This is a genomic window from Brevibacterium sp. HMSC22B09 (genome assembly GCF_001806795.1).
Classification (GTDB): domain Bacteria; phylum Actinomycetota; class Actinomycetes; order Actinomycetales; family Brevibacteriaceae; genus Brevibacterium; species Brevibacterium ravenspurgense.
The window spans coordinates 1-3778 of the sequence record NZ_KV786029.1; the positions used below are offsets into that span (position 1 = coordinate 1).

At 60.7% G+C, this 3778-nt stretch carries 3 protein-coding genes and 2 pseudogenes; 4 read left to right on the forward strand and 1 reads right to left on the reverse strand.

Annotated elements, in window-relative coordinates:
* From HMPREF3087_RS09320 to HMPREF3087_RS09330, 3 genes and pseudogenes are all read left to right on the forward strand, one after another.
* Window positions 1–871 (forward strand): annotated as a pseudogene (locus tag HMPREF3087_RS09320) (IS481 family transposase); the annotation flags it as partial.
* Window positions 872–1090: 219 nt separating this feature from the next.
* Complete coding sequence (locus HMPREF3087_RS09325; protein ID WP_019174424.1) at window positions 1091–1720, forward strand: DUF6973 domain-containing protein; 630 nt, start codon at window positions 1091–1093, stop codon at window positions 1718–1720.
* Complete coding sequence (locus tag HMPREF3087_RS09330; protein ID WP_141738923.1) at window positions 1717–2169, forward strand: hypothetical protein; 453 nt, start codon at window positions 1717–1719, stop codon at window positions 2167–2169. Before HMPREF3087_RS09325 ends, HMPREF3087_RS09330 begins: the two co-directional genes overlap by 4 nt.
* Before the next feature lie 716 nt (window positions 2170–2885).
* Here the strand turns inward: HMPREF3087_RS09330 and HMPREF3087_RS09335 are convergent.
* Entirely contained in the window at window positions 2886–3077 is a 192-nt protein-coding gene (locus HMPREF3087_RS09335) for a hypothetical protein (protein ID WP_141738026.1), read from the reverse strand.
* 85 nt (window positions 3078–3162) lie between these two features.
* Between HMPREF3087_RS09335 and HMPREF3087_RS10555 the strand changes: the two are divergent.
* Window positions 3163–3778: pseudogene (locus HMPREF3087_RS10555) on the forward strand (IS5 family transposase); the annotation flags it as partial.

The window sequence follows — 3778 nt, forward strand, 5'->3', positions numbered from 1 at the left end:
CGCGCGTGAAGAGTACGCTTTGTCCGCCCGGAAATGGGCGGTCCGGTATCGGTCAGGGCAACCGCTGACCGACCGCTCCTCGCGCCCGCACACAAGTCCTGGCCGTCTCCCCAAGAAACGAGAACACCGGATCATCTCGCTCCGTTTCAACCGGCGCTGGGGCCCGCACCGGATCAGCTATCACCTCGGGATTCCACGTGCGACTGTGGGCCGAGTACTCGAACGCTACCGAATGCCACGCTTGGACCACATCGATTAGGCGACCGGCCTCCCGGTCCGTAAGACGAGGCCGGCCCGTTACGAGATGACCCGTCCGGGCGAACTCGTGCATGTGGATATCAAGAAGCTCGGACGGATCCCGGATGGTGGCGGGCATCGCATGCTCGGCAGAACACTCGGGAACCGGAACAACAAGAAGCAAGGCCGCGGCTACGCCTATCTGCATCATGCCGTCGATGGGTACTCACGCCTGGCGTATTCCGAGATCCTCGACGATGAACGCAAAGAGACCGCTGCCGGGTTCTGGAACAGGGCGCGCGCTTTCTTCACGGATGCAGGGGTCACCGTGACCGGGGTGATGACCGACAACGGCTCCTGTTACCGTTCCCACGCCTTCGCTGCCGCATTGGGCGAGGGGGTGAAGCACCGACGCACGCGTCCGTATCGTCCGCAGACCAACGGCAAGGTCGAACGGTTCAACCGCACCCTTGCGCAGGAATGGGCGTACGCCGAGACGTATGACAGTGATGAAGCCAGGGCCGCGACCTATACTGCCTGGCTCCATCACTACAATCATCACCGACCCCATACCGGGATCGGAGGGCTGACCCCGTCAGATCGCGTTCACAACCTCACGAGGAACTACAACTAGCTCGGTTCTTCGGACTTTCGGGCGGAGACACGGGAGGCTGATGGCCCCGGCCCCATGAATTGGCTCGCAAGAATACCTCGTTTGAGGTATGACCTCTTCGGCGAAGGTGACAACACTTAGCACTAGCGGCCGGCATTCCGTCGGTTGCTTCAGAGTCATATGCGACTGGAGGACGTTGTGAGTGAGAAACGAGCTTTGAAGCGAATCGCGGGATTTGGCATGATCGTGGCTCTCGCCACCGCAGGGTTGGCAGCCCCATCGGCCGCGTTCGCCCAAGAAGGAGAAACCGAACTGATCAAGCAGATCGAAGCGTCCGACACTCCATTCGCAGACTTGGAGCAGCTGACACCCGCTGAGCAGGAGCAGTTCCTGCAGGATCTGGAAGTGCTCAGTGAAGAACAGCAGGAGGAAGTGCTTCAAAGCGATGAGTGGACACCCAGCGTGTCGACGTTCGCATACTCCGACATCATCTGGTCCGGCCTTGAGAAGGCAGCGTGCGTGATCCACGTCGACCTGGTTTCCTGCAACCGGGCAGCCAAAGATGCCACAACCGCATCGAACTCGGCTGCGAGTCATTTCGCTTCAAACACGCTGCACAACGGCAAGGGCGACGCCTACCGGCACTGCTACTGGAACGCCCGTATGACGATTAGCATCGGCGAAAGCGGGGCAATGAAGATCGCCTCCAACCACGAGGCCATCCGAAACGGCCCGGCGAAAGAGAAGAAGATGGACCTCGCGAACAACAAGACAGGTCGGGCCATCGGCAAGGCGAAGAAGACCACTTCCAAGAGCCACACCGAGTGCAAGAGCCGCGCCAACAGCGGCAAACTCGTTACCCTGAAGTGATGATCTCCCCTAGTCTAAGACGGATCCCGAGCATCCTAGCGTTCAGTGCGTCGCTGACGGCGACGCTCGCGCTAACCGGTTGTTCGGGATCCGGCGACTTTGAGTCACGAGTTCTGCAGGTTAGCGAAGAAGGCAGCGCTTTTAGACTCCCTGACAAGGTCGACGGGAAGAACTGGGACGAGGTCCTGGTGCTATGCCCATACGACCAAGCTCCGCGCAATTTGGACCAAGCATTTGTGAACGCTGCCGCTGACATCGACACCAATGCCAGTGACGCATCGCAGTGGCTATTGTTCCGTACCGCCGACGATGTCACCACGCTCACCATCTCAAGGTCAGAACTGGAGTTCTGCTCTTTGTCGCACTCCGGTCCAAGCGTCTACGCTCAGGGAACGCTGTGGACCAGTGCGGATAAGGATGGCGTCGCCGTGATGACACCCGCGACGTAGCGCTAACGCTAGTCAGGGTCACTCGCATGGATGAGGTCTGCCAATCCCATCGCCCGATGCGACTGTCGGAAGAGGTGGCGGCGGATGAATTTCAGACTAGCCGTTCCTCCCGAATCGCTCTCACGGACTTGTTCTCGCTATTCATTCTCAGCTTCATGATTGTCGCTGCGATCGTCGCTGCGACGTTCAATACCGCCGGACGAGGATTTCGTGGAGCTGTTTAGATGGTCGGGCTGGGCCACGGAGCAATCTGGGCGGCTCTCATATTCGGAGCGCTCATCCTCTTGGTCATGGTAGCGACGTTGTTGCAACGTCGGACCATGGCGAGGGGCGCGACACAGCAAAGACGAGAGTCCTGGTCTCGAAACTGATAGTGCAGTCCCGGTTTTTCAACTACCACGTCGTTGCAAGCAACTATCGACCTCTCGGGGTCTTCTGTCTGAGCTGGTGCGATAGCCGGGGGTTCTCGATCGTTTGTAACGACGGAATCTGCATCGGATGCATAGTTTTGGCCTCGGATGGTCGTCATGCCTGAGCGCCGTTAACTCCCGTTCTTGTTGAGTTTACGATAGCGAGGTGCGGCTGTGTCCTGGCCGCACCCATAGTGCCGGAAGCACGGTTCGCTCGGTTGCCCCGGTGAAGCCGATTGCTCCCCTCTCGCCGAGATCCGCCTCGCCACCCCACGCAGGGTCCTCTCCTCCCGGTCCCGGCGACGGTCATACTGGCAGAGTACTCGAGGCGTGGATGAGTCGACGAGTGACCTCGCGCAGCTCGGCGATGCCGTACCGCTGCGGGCCCTTCTCCGAAGCAAAGGCGCCTATTGCCTGACGATCGTCCGAAGCGGTGAACGTCACGGCGTGCAGCACGCCATCGCGTCGATCCTTTGCTGGTCTCCCGATCTTCTCCACCCACTCGACCTGGTCCTGCCGCCCAGCCTTCGTGGCTAGGGCGTGTCTGACAAAGATTCGGCATCTTCGCTGGGAGTCTTGACCCATGTCACGCTTCCAGATGCTCTCCGACGCTCAGTGGTCCTTGATTCAGGACATGCTCCCCCGTCCCACCGGGCGCAGAGGCAGACCCTTCTCCGACGCCCGCCGGATGGTCGAAGCGATCATCTACCGCTACCGGTGCGGCATCGCCTGGCGCGATCTACCCGAGGTGTATGGACCCTGGCAGACGGTCTGGACCTGGCACCGCAGGATGGCCTCCGAGGGAACCTGGGACACCATCCTCAACACCCTCACCGCCGCTGCAGACAAGGAAGGACTCATCGACTGGTCCGTCTCCGTAGACTCGACCATCGCGCGTGCCCATCAGCACGCGACGAACGCCACACGCCTCACAGGGGGCTACATCGAATTACAAGAATCTGACCATCGAGCCGCCTGATCACAGCATCGGCCGCTCACGAGGGGGCCTGTCCACGAAGATCCACCAACTCGTCGACGGTCACGGACTGCCTCTGGTCACCCTGCTGAGCCCGGGGCAAGCCGGCGACTCCTCGATGTTCCTGCCTCTTCTGCAGCACCTTCGGGTCGGTCGTGACGTCGGGCGACCACGCACTTGCCCGGACGCCGTGCGGGCGGACAAAGCGTACTCTTCACGCGCG